11 protein-coding genes, 1 tRNA gene and 1 riboswitch are annotated in these 14,305 nt (G+C 50.2%); of the genes, 1 reads left to right on the forward strand and 11 read right to left on the reverse strand.

Features of this window, described 5'->3' with window-relative positions:
• Positions 1-65: 65 nt before the first annotated feature.
• Both EKG38_RS04715 and EKG38_RS04720 read right to left on the reverse strand, forming a co-directional pair.
• A complete protein-coding gene (locus EKG38_RS04715; protein WP_126519075.1) occupies positions 66-449 on the reverse strand; it encodes an MAPEG family protein in 384 nt (127 codons plus the stop codon).
• A 118-nt stretch (positions 450-567) separates the two neighbouring features.
• A complete protein-coding gene (locus EKG38_RS04720; RefSeq protein WP_246033104.1) occupies positions 568-1,347 on the reverse strand; it encodes a cobalamin-binding protein in 780 nt (259 codons plus the stop codon).
• Positions 1,348-1,645: 298 nt separating this feature from the next.
• Between EKG38_RS04720 and EKG38_RS04725 the strand changes: the two genes are divergently transcribed.
• Positions 1,646-1,732 (forward strand) — tRNA-Leu (locus EKG38_RS04725).
• A 478-nt stretch (positions 1,733-2,210) separates the two neighbouring features.
• Here the strand turns inward: EKG38_RS04725 and cobO are convergent.
• From cobO to EKG38_RS04770, 9 genes are all read right to left on the reverse strand, one after another.
• Positions 2,211-2,876, reverse strand: coding sequence for a cob(I)yrinic acid a,c-diamide adenosyltransferase (gene cobO, locus EKG38_RS04730; RefSeq protein WP_246033088.1), 666 nt, complete (start codon positions 2,874-2,876; stop codon positions 2,211-2,213).
• Positions 2,860-4,551, reverse strand: coding sequence for a cobyric acid synthase (locus tag EKG38_RS04735; RefSeq protein ID WP_126519078.1), 1,692 nt, complete (start codon positions 4,549-4,551; stop codon positions 2,860-2,862). The genes cobO and EKG38_RS04735 overlap by 17 nt, the downstream gene beginning before the upstream one ends.
• A gap of 260 nt (positions 4,552-4,811) precedes the next feature.
• Entirely contained in the window at positions 4,812-5,459 is a 648-nt protein-coding gene (gene cobU, locus EKG38_RS04740; RefSeq protein WP_126519080.1) for a bifunctional adenosylcobinamide kinase/adenosylcobinamide-phosphate guanylyltransferase, read from the reverse strand.
• On the reverse strand, positions 5,456-6,229 hold the full coding sequence (locus EKG38_RS04745) for an adenosylcobinamide-GDP ribazoletransferase (protein WP_126519081.1): 774 nt from the start codon (positions 6,227-6,229) through the stop codon (positions 5,456-5,458). The genes cobU and EKG38_RS04745 overlap by 4 nt, the downstream gene beginning before the upstream one ends.
• 202 nt (positions 6,230-6,431) lie before the next feature.
• A complete protein-coding gene (cobT, locus tag EKG38_RS04750; RefSeq protein ID WP_126519083.1) occupies positions 6,432-7,460 on the reverse strand; it encodes a nicotinate-nucleotide--dimethylbenzimidazole phosphoribosyltransferase in 1,029 nt (342 codons plus the stop codon).
• Positions 7,461-7,632: 172 nt separating this feature from the next.
• Positions 7,633-8,727, reverse strand: a complete 1,095-nt coding sequence (locus tag EKG38_RS04755; RefSeq protein ID WP_246033089.1) for a FecCD family ABC transporter permease — start codon at positions 8,725-8,727, stop codon at positions 7,633-7,635.
• Positions 8,717-9,658 (reverse strand): ABC transporter ATP-binding protein, encoded by a 942-nt coding sequence (locus tag EKG38_RS04760; protein WP_439332640.1) that lies wholly within the window; start codon positions 9,656-9,658, stop codon positions 8,717-8,719. Before EKG38_RS04760 ends, EKG38_RS04755 begins: the two co-directional genes overlap by 11 nt.
• A 261-nt stretch (positions 9,659-9,919) precedes the next feature.
• Positions 9,920-10,167, reverse strand: a riboswitch (cobalamin riboswitch).
• A 402-nt stretch (positions 10,168-10,569) separates the two neighbouring features.
• Positions 10,570-11,262 (reverse strand): histidine phosphatase family protein, encoded by a 693-nt coding sequence (locus EKG38_RS04765; RefSeq protein ID WP_246033090.1) that lies wholly within the window; start codon positions 11,260-11,262, stop codon positions 10,570-10,572.
• A gap of 135 nt (positions 11,263-11,397) precedes the next feature.
• Positions 11,398-14,250 carry an ATP-binding protein gene (locus EKG38_RS04770; protein ID WP_126519085.1) on the reverse strand — a complete coding sequence of 951 codons (2,853 nt, stop codon included), beginning with the start codon at positions 14,248-14,250 and terminating at the stop codon, positions 11,398-11,400.
• Positions 14,251-14,305 lie beyond the last annotated feature (55 nt).

Here is a 14,305-nt window from a genome sequence, read left to right on the forward strand (position 1 = left end):
GTCGAATGATGTATGGAACATCATCGACCAGCTTTTGAAACCTACAAATCAAAAGAATAACGCTGTCAAAATGCCTGAAAGAAGATGCCGAACGAGCAGAAGATGGCCACAAACCATGACAAAGAGCGCTGTGTCCCCTTATCCATAAGATACAGAACCTGATATACCATACGAGCGATAACGTGGACAACCGCCAGTAACACTGTTGTGTCGGTCACGTTTTGTGTCGCGATGACGGCCAATACCGAGAGGCCAAATATTAGCAGGGACTCGAAGGCATTCTGATGCGCCGCGACGGCGCGAGCCCCGAAACCGGTTAACCGCGACTGCTGCTCTCTGGGGTGAGAGTTATCGTAGCCACCCAATTTTGCCATAGCCACCGCAACCGGCCCCTTCGCAAGGTAGGGAAGCAGCATGGCAATAAACAGGCAGATGAGTAATGTCGTCATGGGAAAATCCTTTTTAAAAATGAAGTTTTAAGTCACGAGTCACGAGTCACGAGTCACGAGTCACGAGTCACGAGTTCAAGATAAGGCAAAGAAAACCATAGTCGATAGCAAACAGCTATCAGCGCGCCTTATCCAAAGCATCGCATAGAGATCTAACTCCTAAGATGGCACGGGGAGCGGCGCGATGTAAAAGATCGGCATTCAGCGGATAAATATGGTGATTTTTGACGGCTGGGATCTCCTGCCACGGGCTCCAGTCTACGCCGAGAATATTGCCCTTATCCTGACTCTGTAAGATCACTTCCGGCATCTTCAAGAGCACATTCTCCAGACTTAGCTGCGGATAATCGCTGTCGGCATCAAAGAATACATTCTCTCCATGGCAGACATCGATGATCTGCTGAATCCAGCTATTTTTGGCGACCGACATCAAGGGTGTGGACCAAAGCTGGTAGAACACCTTGACCTTAGGTTTAACCGAATTGCTCGCGCGCAACGCGTTAAGTTGCAATTGATAATCGGCGGCCACCGTAGACGCCTGTCCCTGATGCCCCGTTAACCCACCCAACTCTTCGAGCTCAGCGGCTACGGCCTCTAGTGTCTTAGGGTCGCTGTTATAAACCTTGAACCCCAATTTCTTAAGCTTTTCGATATCTTCGGCCTTGTTGCCGCTTCCCCACACCACGACCAGATCGGGGTCGAGCTCAATCACCCTCTCAATCTGTATACCGTGATAGCCACCGATACGGGGAATTTGAAGCGCCTCTTGTGGATAATCCGCATGCTCTGTCGTGGCAACGATGGACTCGCCGGCACCGATCGCATAGAGCATCTCCACCGAATGGGGCGACAGAGCAATAATTCGCTTAACAGGCGCCGCGCTTACCGGTATCGCCATCACAGATAGAGCCGGAAGGAAGATGGCTAATATGGGTAAAATTTTTCTTATCGCTTTCATCTGGTTCTCGTTTAAAAATAACAAGTTACACTTACTGCATCGCCCCAACCTCATCAGAGAGGTGTTCAACTGTTGAGGGAAGCGACTCTGCTTATCTCAAGCTGGTCACACTTTACACTCTCAACACAGAATCATCTAAAACGGGTTGACAGCTGTAGGATAGAGCAGTACTATCTGCCGTGCAAGCAGTTGAAAACTAGATATTTTAACTAGTTAAGTCATTCAACAGTTTGTCGTTGCAGATGTGGTGGAATTGGTAGACACGCTAGCTTCAGGTGCTAGTGCCCGTAAGGGCGTGAGAGTTCAAGTCTCTCCATCTGTACCAAAAATTCAAATCTTTTCAAGATCTTTCAAGTTACTTCCCCTCTATTTAATTTTTATCTTAAGCTCCCAACAGCCTATTTAACTTTTTGCTCAACGATTATCTTTAGCCACCCATCGAGCCCCTGTTTTCACAAGAGCCCCTGAGCATACGACTTTTTCTCAGAGACGCTGAAGGCTCTTATCTAAGAGACGTTGAAGACTCTCTAATTAAGTACTGCTGACGGCTCTGTGATTGGGGACTCTTTATAAGTTCAAAAGCCGGCGCAGACAATAACGTCACAACAAAGAACACGAAGAAATGTAATTTCAAACTGATCGCCTATCTCATTAAAAATCATGGGGTAAGCCGTCGAGCCCCAGCCTTAAATAAAGAGCCAGACCCTGAGCATATGCGCTCTCTACCTAAAACCGCTGAAGGCTCTATGTGATTGGTTGGAAAAACGATGACAATACCGCCCTCATTCTGAGCAGGCAGAAATTTAGTAGTCGAAGCCGGGCTGGGCTTTTATTCCTGCATCAAAGGCATGCTTGATGGGCTTAACCTCACTCACGGTATCAGCCATCTCAATAATACTTCTATGGCACGCCCTTCCCGTGACGATGACATGTTGCATCGGCGGACGATTCATCAATGCCTCAAGCACTCTATCGACCTCAAGGTAGTGATAGCTCACCATGTAAGTGAGTTCATCCAGCATGATGCAATCTATAGACTCATCTTTGAGTAACGTCTCTGCGGCTTCCCATGCCTCCAGTGCCGCTGCCGTGTCTTTCTCCCTGTCTTGGGTCTCCCAGGTAAATCCGGTACCCATAACGTGAAACTCGACTCCGGCGCCTTCGAGCAGGGTTCGCTCGCCGCATTCCCAGTTGCCCTTAATGAACTGAACCACGGCGGCTTTCTTGCCATGGCCTACGGCGCGGGCAATCGTTCCGAAGCCAGAAGTCGACTTGCCTTTGCCATTGCCTGTCAGCACCAGCAGTATGCCTTTCTCCTCCTGAGCCTTAGCTATTTTTGCATCGACTCCATCTTTAAGTTTTTGCTGACGCGCCTTGTGTCGCTCGGCTTTTATCTCATCGGCGCTCTTATCGGCATTCTTATCGACATTCTTATCGGCAGAGCGGGCGACTTTATTTTTTTCGGTCATGGTATTTCCGTATGTTTAAAGCTAAGAAGTTTCTAGGATCTAGGATCCTCTCTAATTTATCTATATCCAGGTGCTGCTCTATCAGATCGGCGAATCGATCGAGTTGCTGTTCACGAGTGGCATTGATATCAATCGGTTCAGGACACGCCATTCCCGCCCATTTCAGTATCAGCTCACACGCTTGCGGAGAGTCGAAAATGCCATGTATATAGGTCCCGAGTATCAGGCCATCATCCGAGACTAATCCATCATAAGCCAATGCATTGGAAGCGGGTTCACCAGCACTCGATTTACTCAGCTCCTCTTTCACCGACAGTGATATTGGCTGGGCGCCGGCACTATTTTGAGTATTCAACACCTGCGACTGGCCGCAGTGGATCTCATACCCTTCGAGGGGGGCTTGCTCCCCCAACAGAGATAAACGACCCGAGACCTGACGTAAAATTTTATGGGTTTTAAGCTCAGTCACCAGAGGCAGTAATCCTAAGCCTTCACTCTCGCCAACTTTGCCTTCTACGCCGTTGGGATCATCGATAAGCAGGCCTAACATCTGATAACCTCCACACAGCCCAAGCACCTTACCTCCATAGCGCAGGTGTTTCTTGATGGCGGTATCCCACCCCTGTTCACGGATAAAATCTAAGTCTGCACGTACATTTTTACTGCCGGGTAATATGATCAAGTCAACGTCCGGTAACGCTTTAACGCTTCCGGGCTCAGTGCTCTGCACACTGAGATAATTAAATTCGATTAAAGGGTTGAGCCTTAAGGGATCTAAATCGGTGTGGTTACTGATCCTGGGAAACACCAGAACTAACACTTTGAACCTATTCAGCTCCGGCTGTGACGATGGGTCAGAAGGAGAGAGAGTTAACGTAGGTGCAAGGGCATCTTCGGCGTCCAGATGTAGATCGTGCAGATAGGGTAAGACCCCCAATACCGGTTTATTCGTGTAATCCTCTAACCAATCCAGCCCCGATTGCAGCAAGGCAATATCACCGCGAAAGCGATTGATTACAAATCCTTTGACTCTGGCTTGCTCCGATTCACTCAGTAACGCCAGCGTTCCAACAAGATGAGCAAATACACCGCCTTTGTCGATATCGGCAATGATGATAACCGGACAGTCGACGGCCTCGGCAAAGCCCATGTTAGCGATATCCCCCTCTCTGAGGTTGATCTCGGCCGGACTTCCCGCCCCTTCAACAATCACCAGCTCATAGTTATCGGTTAAACGGGAGAAAGAGTCCAAAACCGCAGACATCGCCTTGACCCGATAGCCCTGTTTACCTTCTCCCCGCTCCCCTTGAAGGCCGAAGAAAGTTTGTGCCTCCATCTGATCGAGCGCCTTACCTTGAACGATGATCTGAGCGCCGGTATCCGAGCTGGGTTTCAATAAAATAGGGTTAAAATCGGTGTGGGCAGGCAAACCACAGGCAATGGCTTGCAAGGCTTGGGCACGACCAATCTCACCACCATCGATAGTGACCGCACTATTGAGCGCCATATTTTGTGGCTTGAAAGGCGCCACCCGCTCACCCCGACGGGCAAACAGCCGACATAGCCCCGCGGCCAAGGTGCTCTTACCCGCATCGGACGTGGTGCCCTGCACCATCAGCACTTTGGCTCTTGGCGTTTCAGGAATGTCTGAAATATCTCTGCTGTCGGTATTCATATCGTTCTTTCACATTTTTTATAAGAAAAATCTTCGCGGCTAAAGCCGCTCCTACATAGTAGCTCGTCATCCCGGCGATGCCCCTAGCCGGGATCCAGCTTTGGAAGCTACAAATCTAAAACATAGATTCTGCTCTTTACAAAGAACGAGTTCAGAATGACCAACTCCTAAATCTGGATCCTGAAACGAGTCCAGGATGACCCCCCTGAAACCTTCGCGGCTAAAGCCGCTCCTACATTAAGAATCTAGCCGCTCCTACATTAAGCGCCTTTTAATCGCATAGGCAGCCCGGCGGAGATCAGGACGACCGAGTCCGCGACTCTGGCGATCTCCTGATGTAGCCAGCCCGCTTCATCGACAAAGCGGCGATTCAAGGCTCCCAGAGGAACGATGCTGCAGCCAACTTCATTACTCACCAGGTAGATCTCACCTTCGAGGGTCGGCAGTAACTCCAGTAACGCCGCCTTGGCCTCGGGCCAAGGCCTGTCTACAGAGGGTGAGGCATCCAGGTTTTCACTGTTAGCTCCCCCCATAGGCTCTTGTTCAACTTTTTTCTCAGGCTCTTTCTCACATTCTTGAGAAGTGACGGAGTCGGCCGGTGGCTCATGGGCTAATAGCTGATTGGTCAGCCACAGCGTCATACAGTCGACAATAATGACCCGGTCTTTTCGGGCATATTGCGCCAGAGACTCAGCTAATAATAGTGGAGTTTCGACCGTTATCCATCGAAGCGTATCCTCGGCTCTGTCTTCTCGGTGCCGTGCGATTCTCGCACGCATCTCCTCATCGAGTGCCTGAGCGGTGGCGATATAGATACACTCATAACCTTGCGTGCTAAGCGCTGCGGCAGCATCGGTCGCATATCGGGTTTTGCCACTGCGAGCACCGCCCAGTACCAGGTGGATCATAGGGAGGTCACCAAGATCAGAATAATAAGATAGCAGAGCATTTCAGATATCTGCTGCCCGGCGCCCAGAGTATCGCCGGTATAACCACCGATTTGACGACGAAAGGCCACCACTAATCCCCACCTCAGCAACAGAAGTGCACCGATAAGGATCAGAGCCTGGCTCAGGCTTAGCAATAGTAAAATAATCACCGCTGTCCCAAGCGAGATAACCAGCTCATTGACACTCTGGTTCTGGGCTAAAGGCTTACTCTTACTGGTATCTGAGTCACTGACATATTGTTCGGTGAAGATAAAGCTGGCAGCAAAAACACGACTTAAACAGTGGCCCACTATCAAGATGACGCTCACCATGTTGGTATCAATGGCAGCCACTTCAGTTAATATTTGCCACTTCAGCAACAGAATAAATATCAGGGCCAGAGCGCCATAACTACCGAGACGGGAGTCTTTCATGATTAATAGTTTATCGGCAACGGTCCAGCCACCGCCGAAACCATCGGCGGTATCGGCCAAGCCATCTTCATGAAAACCACCGGTAAGCATGGCACTGGTGATCATCGCAAATATAATGGCTACCGATGCCGGCAACCAGTTAACGGCCAGGGCATAGACCGCGGCGCTTAACACCCCCACCAAGATACCGACCAATCCGAAGTAGCGGTTTGATTTATTCAGATTTTCGCTGTCTACCTTTACCCAGGCTGGCATCGGGATACGGGTAAAGAAGCCCATCGAAACAAAAAACAGTGTCAGTTCTCGACGAAACATATGTATAAAATTCCTTTTGAAACATTCGCGGCTAAAGCCGCTCCTACATGGTGGCCCGTCATCCCGGCGATGCTTTTAGCCGGGAACCAGCTTTGGGAACCCACAAATCTAAAAGCTAAGGCTGGATTCTGCTCTTTACAAAGAATGAGTTCAGGATGACGGGCCCATAATCATTCGCGGCTAAAGCCGCTCCTACATGGCGTTAGATCTCAATTCCGGCATCGCTGAAGCTGGCCATCTCATTATAGAAACCGGCGGCGGCTCGAATGAGTGGTAACGCCAATACGGCGCCACTGCCCTCGCCTAATCTCATCCCTAATCTGAGCAAAGGTCTGGCTTGCAGGTGCTCCATCATCAAGCAGTGACCCCGCTCATCTGATTGATGACCAAATATCATATAATCACGGACGTTCGCATTTATCTGCACCGCGACCATGGCCGCAGCCGTTGCGATAAAACCATCGACCACAACCAGCATATTTCTCTCCGCCGCGGCGAGCATAGCCCCCGTCATCTGTACTATTTCAAAGCCACCAAGGCAGGCTAAAATATTATAGGGATCGGTTAATTCAGCCTCATGAATATGCAGCGCCTGCTCCACCAGCATCTGCTTACGCTTAAGGGTAGCGGCATCGATTCCGGTGCCTCGTCCGACACAATCGACACCCTTCATCCCCATGACCGTTGCCATAATTGCGGCAGCAGAAGAGGTGTTTCCTATGCCCATCTCTCCCAAGGCGATAAGGTTACAGCCTTGCTGATGGTGAAGTTCAATGCGTGCACGCGCCATCTCCATCCCTTGCTTGACGGCTCCCAATGTCATTGCAGCCTGCTTGTGAATCGGCCTGGTTCCGGCACCCAATCTCTGATCGATAACACCTTCGACGCCCTCTAATGGTTGAAGGATGCCACAATCGATCACCTCCATATCCAAGCCGACCTGGCGACAGAAGACATTGATGGCTGCGCCACCGGCGACAAAGTTCATCACCATCTGTGTGGTCACTTCGCTTGGAGCAATTGAGACACCGGATGAGGCGATCCCATGATCCGCCGCAAAGACCAATAGCTTAGGGTTAATGATCTCAGGCTTATTTTTTCCTAATACCCGAGCTAGCTGTTTAGCTAAATTCTCTAATTCTCCGAGCGCTCCCAAGGGTTTGGTTTTATTGTCGATTTCACTTTGAATCTCATCATCAAACTCATGATTTGCCGGACTGATATTAAACATCTCTACACCCTAACTATTTTTCGTGTTTCGTTATTGTTTTAATAAAGCATTCGCGGCTAAAGCCGCTCCTACATGAAGAATTTACCTATAGATCCTGAAACGAGTTCAGGATGACGGCCAAGAGCGTTTAGCCAGCAGGCTCTACTTACCGCTTACAGCTTATGGCTAATGGCTATCTTCTGCTTCCCAGGATAAACAGGAAGAAGATGCTGCCTATGACGGCGGTGATGATGCCAACGGGTAACTCCTGACTGCTCAGCAGAGTTCTCGCTAAAACATCAATCCACACCATAAACAGGCCGCCTACTAAGGCGGTCGTAATTAGCGGGAATCGCCCCGGAAAGAGCATGCGTACCGTATGGGGGATCATTAAGCCCACAAAGCCGATACCACCACAGTTAGCGACTAAGATGGCCGTAATGAGGGAGCAAAGCAGTAGCATCTGCAGTCGCAGACGACTGACATTAATGCCTAAGGTATGGGCAGTTTCATCACCGGCCCGCATCGCCATAATTTGACGCTTAAACAGCAAGATGATCCCGGTAGCAGCACAGACAACGATGGCCGGAAATAACAAGCCTTCCCAACTCGCTTTTGCAAAGCTTCCAAGACTCCAAAACAGTACAGACGCGGCCGCCTGAGGACTGGAAAAATAGAGCAGCAAACTGGTTAACGCGCCGAACATGAATGAGATCGCCACACCGGAAAGCAACATGCGTTCAATCTGACTACTCATATTGCGTCCGCATAAGCTCAGCACCATGAGCACCGACACCCCGGCCCCGAGGAAGGCACCCAGCGGCAGACTGATCCAACTAAGCAACTCGAACAGCCCTGACCCAGCCCCCACGCCTGAGCCAGTGAAAAACGTAATGACCATCACGGCACCAAATGAAGCGCCAGATGAGATACCGAACAGATAGGGGTCGGCCAGCGGATTACGCGTCACCGTTTGCAGCACGCTACCGGCAACAGAGAGACCCGCCCCGGCAATAAAGGCCAGTAGAATTCGGGGAAACCTCAACTCCATAACGATACGCTCGGCGATGCCAGAGACCTCTGTCATACCAAATATGGTCACGCCGAAGGTGTTGTGTAATACGACATTAATCACATCATTGAATGAGATATCTGCGGCGCCAAAGCTGGCTGCGGCCAGCAGGGTTATCAGACTCAATAGCGACAATCCCGGCACCACCCATTGATGGCCGATATTGACTCGTCCGCTACTGGAGGTCGAGGCTGAATTTATCGGGCTAGTCTTCATCTTGTTTATGCCTTTTTATACCATCCCACTGACTCTTATCATGAGCACTTTTACCATGAGCGTTCTCACTATGAGAGTACCCATAAAAATAACTGATCTGAGGGTTACCATGCTGAGGGTGAGCTTGTGTGCTGCAACACACACCGAATACCTCGCTGATACGCTCCTCAGTGAGCACTGACTTAGGCGTCCCATGCGCGACACATCGACCATCATCGAGGAGTAATATCTGATCGCACATGGCACTGGCTAAATTCAGATCATGAATAGAGGTGATCACCGAGATCCCAATCTCACGAAGCAGCTCCATGACCTGGATCTGATAACGAATATCTAAATGGTTAGTGGGTTCATCCAAGATAAGCAGCTTAGGCTGTTGTACTATCGCCCTGGCGATCAGTGCCCGCTGCTTTTCGCCGCCGGAAAGGTGTTCATAGACTTGGCCGGCCTTATGGGTTAATCCCACCTTTTCTAACGCATCGGCAACGAGTCTTCTATCCGCCGAGGTAGTGAGATCGAACGGCCCTTTATGGGGAGTTAATCCGATAGCAACCAGCTGATCAGTGGTTAACTCAAAGTGATGGGGAGTGTCTTGCAGTACCACCGCAACTTGTCTGGCAAACTCTTTTGCCGAGAAGTAAGAAGTATTTTGCCCAAATAGGTTAATCGTTCCATTATCGGGCTTAATATAGCGATATAGACACCGCAGCAGGCTGGATTTCCCCGCACCGTTTGGCCCTATGATGCCTAACATCTCACCCTTGGCTAATGAAAAGCTGATATCGGATAGAATCACCCGGTCATCGGCATGCCAGCTAAGGTCGCAGACCGTTAACGCACACGCATTGTTAGCGCTATGCTTTTCATCGCGACTCTGTTTATCGCTATTATTTTCATCCAAGGTTAAAGCCTCTTCACGCTGTTTTTTCAAGCAGATAACCTCACCGATAACAAAATTGTCTGAAATGTCTGAAATGATTTGACGGACCGAACTGTTCTAGCTGATTTCGAAGAAAAAACAGGAGAGGAGAGGAACACGCGACGCGAAGCATACCGCAGAAACTCAAGGCATGACGCTACTGCACGAGCTGGCTTTCGTGAATCAATACGACAGGGTAAAGCGGTGAATAAACCAGCAACAAAGCGCAAAAAAGATAGCATGATACACCCCCTCGAGTTACCCGCTCGAGTTCTTTAGCGACAAAATTAGGCAGGTATCCTGACTTATGGTTTAAAGAAGGTTTTAGGATCCAGGCTCTAGTTCCTAGTTCCTAGATTCTAGATTCTAGGTTCTAGCCCCTATCAGCTTCTTTAAAACACTCACAGTTGCGGGTACAGTCCGGGCTCATGCTTTCGATTCGCTAAAGCTCCCGGTTCCCTTTTAAGTTTGAGTTACCCTTGTCTTAGCGACAGTGGCTCTCAACACCTGATTTTGCGATCCTCTCCACCCACTTAACAGCCGATGCTTGATGTCTAATGCTTAATGCTTTAGCTCTTGCTTCAACGCTCATGTTTCAAGAGCGGGCTTAAGAGTGAAGAGTGTCTGAGAGCGGTTATTATGCCGCTTTTATGACTTAAGGCAAAGCCTGACATCTGACAGAGATAAAATTCATGGTTCTCAATTTCACTCTTTTACAAGAAAGGGTCACAAGAAAGGGTCACAGGAAAAGCTCCCGCTCAGATTAAGATGAATCCCAGTGTAGTAGAGAGGTTTCCCCCAGCGTAGCAGGGGCAGATACGAGTGCGTTCCCTGTTCCCTGTTCCCTGCCCCCAGCCTCCTAGCCCGCGGCCAAGAACCTAGAACCTAGAACCTAGAACCTAGAACCTAGAACCTAGAACAGTTTATCCCCAATGCAATTGAGGAAAATGTGTTCCCTGGGCCGTGGTATAAACCGTGATTTTCACGATCGCCGCATAGGCCAGAGAGAGTTGAGTATAAAACCCCGCCGCACCGCTGACACCTAATGCCCGAGCCATCAAGTGACGTATCACTCCCGCATGGGTCACCAGCAGCAGAGATTCCCCCCGGTGTTGATTCAGCATCGACTCCCAGGCGCGATCGATTCTGGCCTCGAAATCCAGCATCGTCTCTCCATCAGGCGGCGTGCTCGCCCACGGGTTCTTCCAATAGGCTTCGATAGGCCCCGCGCTGGTCTGATACAGGCTCTCTAATGTTTCTCCGTCCCAATCACCAAAGTTCATCTCCTTAAACCCATCTTCGAGTTTAAGCGGCACCTCTCTTTTCAGGTAGAGCCTAAGGGCAAATTCACAACAACGACGCAGGGGGGAGCTGATAATGTGGTCGAAACTGATATCCGCGACTTCGATGGCATCAAACATCTGAATGCGGCCATTCTCACTCAAGGAGACATCCGTATGCCCCCTCAGGATCTGTCCTCCCTCACACTCACCATGACGCATAAGGTAGAAGGTCGTGGTGACCCCCGGATTAGGCGTTGGTTGGTCCGAACCTTCGTGATGTGATTCGTGATGCGCTTCGCTGTTATTCATCGTCATTGTCATCTTAATGGTCATTGTTCATCTGGCTGTCGAACAGGTCGATTATCGGAAATAATATCGGTTCACTCATTTATACCGTCTTTTCGAGGCGGAGAGAATAGTTTTACCTATCGCGACTCCAGCTTCTCCCCAGCGCGAAAAATATCACTCCTAAATATGCCCACCCAGATCCCGTTCAAGCTTGTGCAGATCCCTCGGGAAACGTATGTGATAACAAAGGCCATTATTGGGTGAGGTCTCGACCTCAACTTCTCCCCTGAGCCTCTGGGTAACCAGATTATAAATCAAGTGTGCGCCCAAACCGCTCCCGCCCTGATTACGTTTGGTGGTATAGAAGGGGTCGAACAGGCTCTTCACGCCCTCGTCATCGAGTCCGATACCATCATCGCGATAATCCATAAGCACCCAGTCATCTCTTATTTCAGCGGTTATGGTGATCTCACCCACCTGTTCGGGAAGGAATGCGTGCAGCAGGCTATTCATAATCAAGTTCGTTATGATTTGAGACAAAACGCCAGGGTAAGTGTTACAGCTTAAGTTGAATGCACACTCCATATTGATCTTATGGGGCACCTTCTTGAGTGTGGGCCTGAGCGACATCAATATCTCTTCGAGATACTCATCGATATCGAATTCCCGCAACTCCTCACTGGATTGATCGACCGCAACCCGTTTAAAGCTCTGAATAAGCTTCGAAGCACGGGCATTATTCTTAAGAATGATATCCATGGCTTCAGTGCAGGTTTGCATAAAGCCGTCAAACTCATCTTCACTGAGCTCGCCATCTGAAAACATTTTCTTAATCTCGATCACTTCATCATGAAGGTGGGACGCCGCGGTAACGCAGACACCGATAGGGGTATTGATCTCATGGGCAATGCCCGCCACCATCTTACCTAACGAGGCCTGCTTTTCAGTCTCAACCAATTGATGCTGAGCACGCTTAAGCAGATCCAGCGTCGATTGAAGCTCACGGGTTCTCTCCTCCACCAGTTTTTCCATCTGCTCCGAGTAACGCTGGGCAAACTGCTCTTTTTCTTGCGAGTAATTCAGTTGTTGCCTCAATTGGGCGGGACTGATCTTTAGCTGAGCCAGCAGCTGAGCATAATACCTTTCCAGAGTTTGACTCTCCTTCTCTGAATAGATGTTCGATTGGTTCACCACCATATGCGCCACCGCAGCGCCGGTGATACCACTGAGCAATCTCTCCGTCGCCCTCTCTAAGTAGGCTAACTGCTGCACATTAATCAGCTCATCGTCATTGAGTTCAGCCTCGACTAAACAGGCACTCACCTTAGCTTCAGCGAGCTCTGCAGACAGGTACTGGCTGAATATCCCTTTCAGTAACTGAAGTTTAGGCTTGAGCTCGATATTACTGGGTAAGGTATCCATAATCGCCTGATCTTCGACCACACGTTCGGCCATCACATCCATAAACTCGGCGTTATATCTTTGCTCCTCTCCCGTCACCTTCGAGAACAGGCTGCCGAAGACTAAGGCGATACAATTTCCCGCCAGAGACCACAAGGCTCCGTGGCTTATCTTATCCATCTCGGTACCCAGCAGGTGCTCGGGGTGCAACCAATAGAGCCCCCACGGCCCCAACTCAAGAATATCCGCATCTATCCAGCCACTCTTCATTATCGCCGGAAATATCAAACAGTAAGACCAGACAATGAAGCCGACCATCAGGCCTGCAATCGCCCCCTTGGTGGTGACCTTAGGCCAATAGAGCCCAGCCAACACCGGGGGAAGAAATTGCAATACGGCGGCGAAGGAGATCATTCCCATGTTCACTAACATGTATGACTCACCCAGGTAGAGATAGAACATCTGCCCGGCGCCCAACACAATAAACACCGCGAGCCACCGGGACTGAAGCAGGTACCTCTTTAAGACGCTACCCGGGCTGAACCATTGCAGCAGCGGCAAGACCAAGTGGTTACTGAACATGGTGGAGAGCGTCATGCCTGACACCATCAACATGGCCATAGAGGCAGAGAAACCGCCGATAAAGACGAACACGGTGAGCAGATCCTGCCCGGCAAGCATAGGCAGGGAGAGCATATAACTGTCCGCCGTTTCGGGCCCAAGCAGCAACATGCCCGCAGCGGCGATGGGGGTAATAAAAATTGTCATCAATATCAGATAGATGGGAAGCCACCACTGCACTCTCTTGATGTGTCTGGCATCGGGGTTTTCAACCACCATGACATGAAACTGGCGCGGCAGTAACATAAAGGCGGAGCCTGCGAGCAGCAGATAACTAAACCAGGTGACAAACTCGGGCTTAGACGACATCCCCTTTGCTGCCTCGGGCATCTTATGCTCCAGCTGCTCCAGGATGGCTAGGGGAGAGTCAAACATCACGAAACCGACAAACACGCCCACACACAGCATGGCCAGCAGTTTAACCAAGCCTTCGACGGCGAGCGCCAGCATCATACCCGGATGCCTCTCGGTCGGGTCAAGGTGGCGAATACCGAAGATAATGGTAAACAGGGCAACGCCCAACCAGACCAACCAGGCAATCTCATTGGCAGCGATGCCGTCTTCGGTCTCCAGAACGAGATCGATAGCGGTGTTGATTGCTTTGAGTTGTAGCGCCAGATAGGGAACGATCCCCACCATGGCGACGGTCGCGGCAAGGCCAGCAAGGAAAATACTGCGGTTGAATCGGGCCGAGAGAAAATCGGCAATGCTGGTGACCCTGTAGATCTGTTTTATCAGTAACACTCGTTGCATCAGGGGCCAAATGACGATCATCAAGAGCGTGGGTCCCAGATAGATAGAGAGCATCAATATGCTGGATCGGGTAGCGAAGCCGACGCTCCCGAAGAAGGTCCAACTGGTACAGAAGATGGCGAGTGATAGCGCGTAGACGACGGCACTGGTTGTCAGCTTTCTGGCTCGCTCGCTGCCGGACTCGGCCCATGATGCCAGTATATACAGGAGAGCCACATAGGAAAAAATTACCATCAAGAGGCTGGAGGCGCTCATCATAAGCCACCCCCTATTAGCGTTTCTGAGGCCGTAAATTCAGCTCTGCAACGTGCAA

Origin of the sequence: Shewanella canadensis (genome assembly GCF_003966225.1) — a bacterium.
GTDB classification, from domain to species: Bacteria; Pseudomonadota; Gammaproteobacteria; order Enterobacterales; family Shewanellaceae; genus Shewanella; species Shewanella canadensis.

Excerpts from the sequence above, each read along its gene's own strand:
- EKG38_RS04755 (WP_246033089.1), bottom strand. The coding sequence starts at position 8,727 with ATGAAGACTAGCCCGATAAATTCAGCCTCGACCTCCAGTAGCGGACGA.
- EKG38_RS04770 (WP_126519085.1), bottom strand. The coding sequence starts at position 14,250 with ATGATGAGCGCCTCCAGCCTCTTGATGGTAATTTTTTCCTATGTGGCT.
- EKG38_RS04735 (WP_126519078.1), bottom strand. The coding sequence starts at position 4,551 with ATGAATACCGACAGCAGAGATATTTCAGACATTCCTGAAACGCCAAGA.
- cobT (WP_126519083.1), bottom strand. The coding sequence starts at position 7,460 with ATGTTTAATATCAGTCCGGCAAATCATGAGTTTGATGATGAGATTCAA.
- cobO (WP_246033088.1), bottom strand. The coding sequence starts at position 2,876 with ATGACCGAAAAAAATAAAGTCGCCCGCTCTGCCGATAAGAATGTCGAT.
- EKG38_RS04745 (WP_126519081.1), bottom strand. The coding sequence starts at position 6,229 with ATGTTTCGTCGAGAACTGACACTGTTTTTTGTTTCGATGGGCTTCTTT.
- EKG38_RS04720 (WP_246033104.1), bottom strand. The coding sequence starts at position 1,347 with ATGGCGATACCGGTAAGCGCGGCGCCTGTTAAGCGAATTATTGCTCTG.
- EKG38_RS04765 (WP_246033090.1), bottom strand. The coding sequence starts at position 11,262 with ATGACCATTAAGATGACAATGACGATGAATAACAGCGAAGCGCATCAC.
- cobU (WP_126519080.1), bottom strand. The coding sequence starts at position 5,459 with ATGATCCACCTGGTACTGGGCGGTGCTCGCAGTGGCAAAACCCGATAT.
- EKG38_RS04715 (WP_126519075.1), bottom strand. The coding sequence starts at position 449 with ATGACGACATTACTCATCTGCCTGTTTATTGCCATGCTGCTTCCCTAC.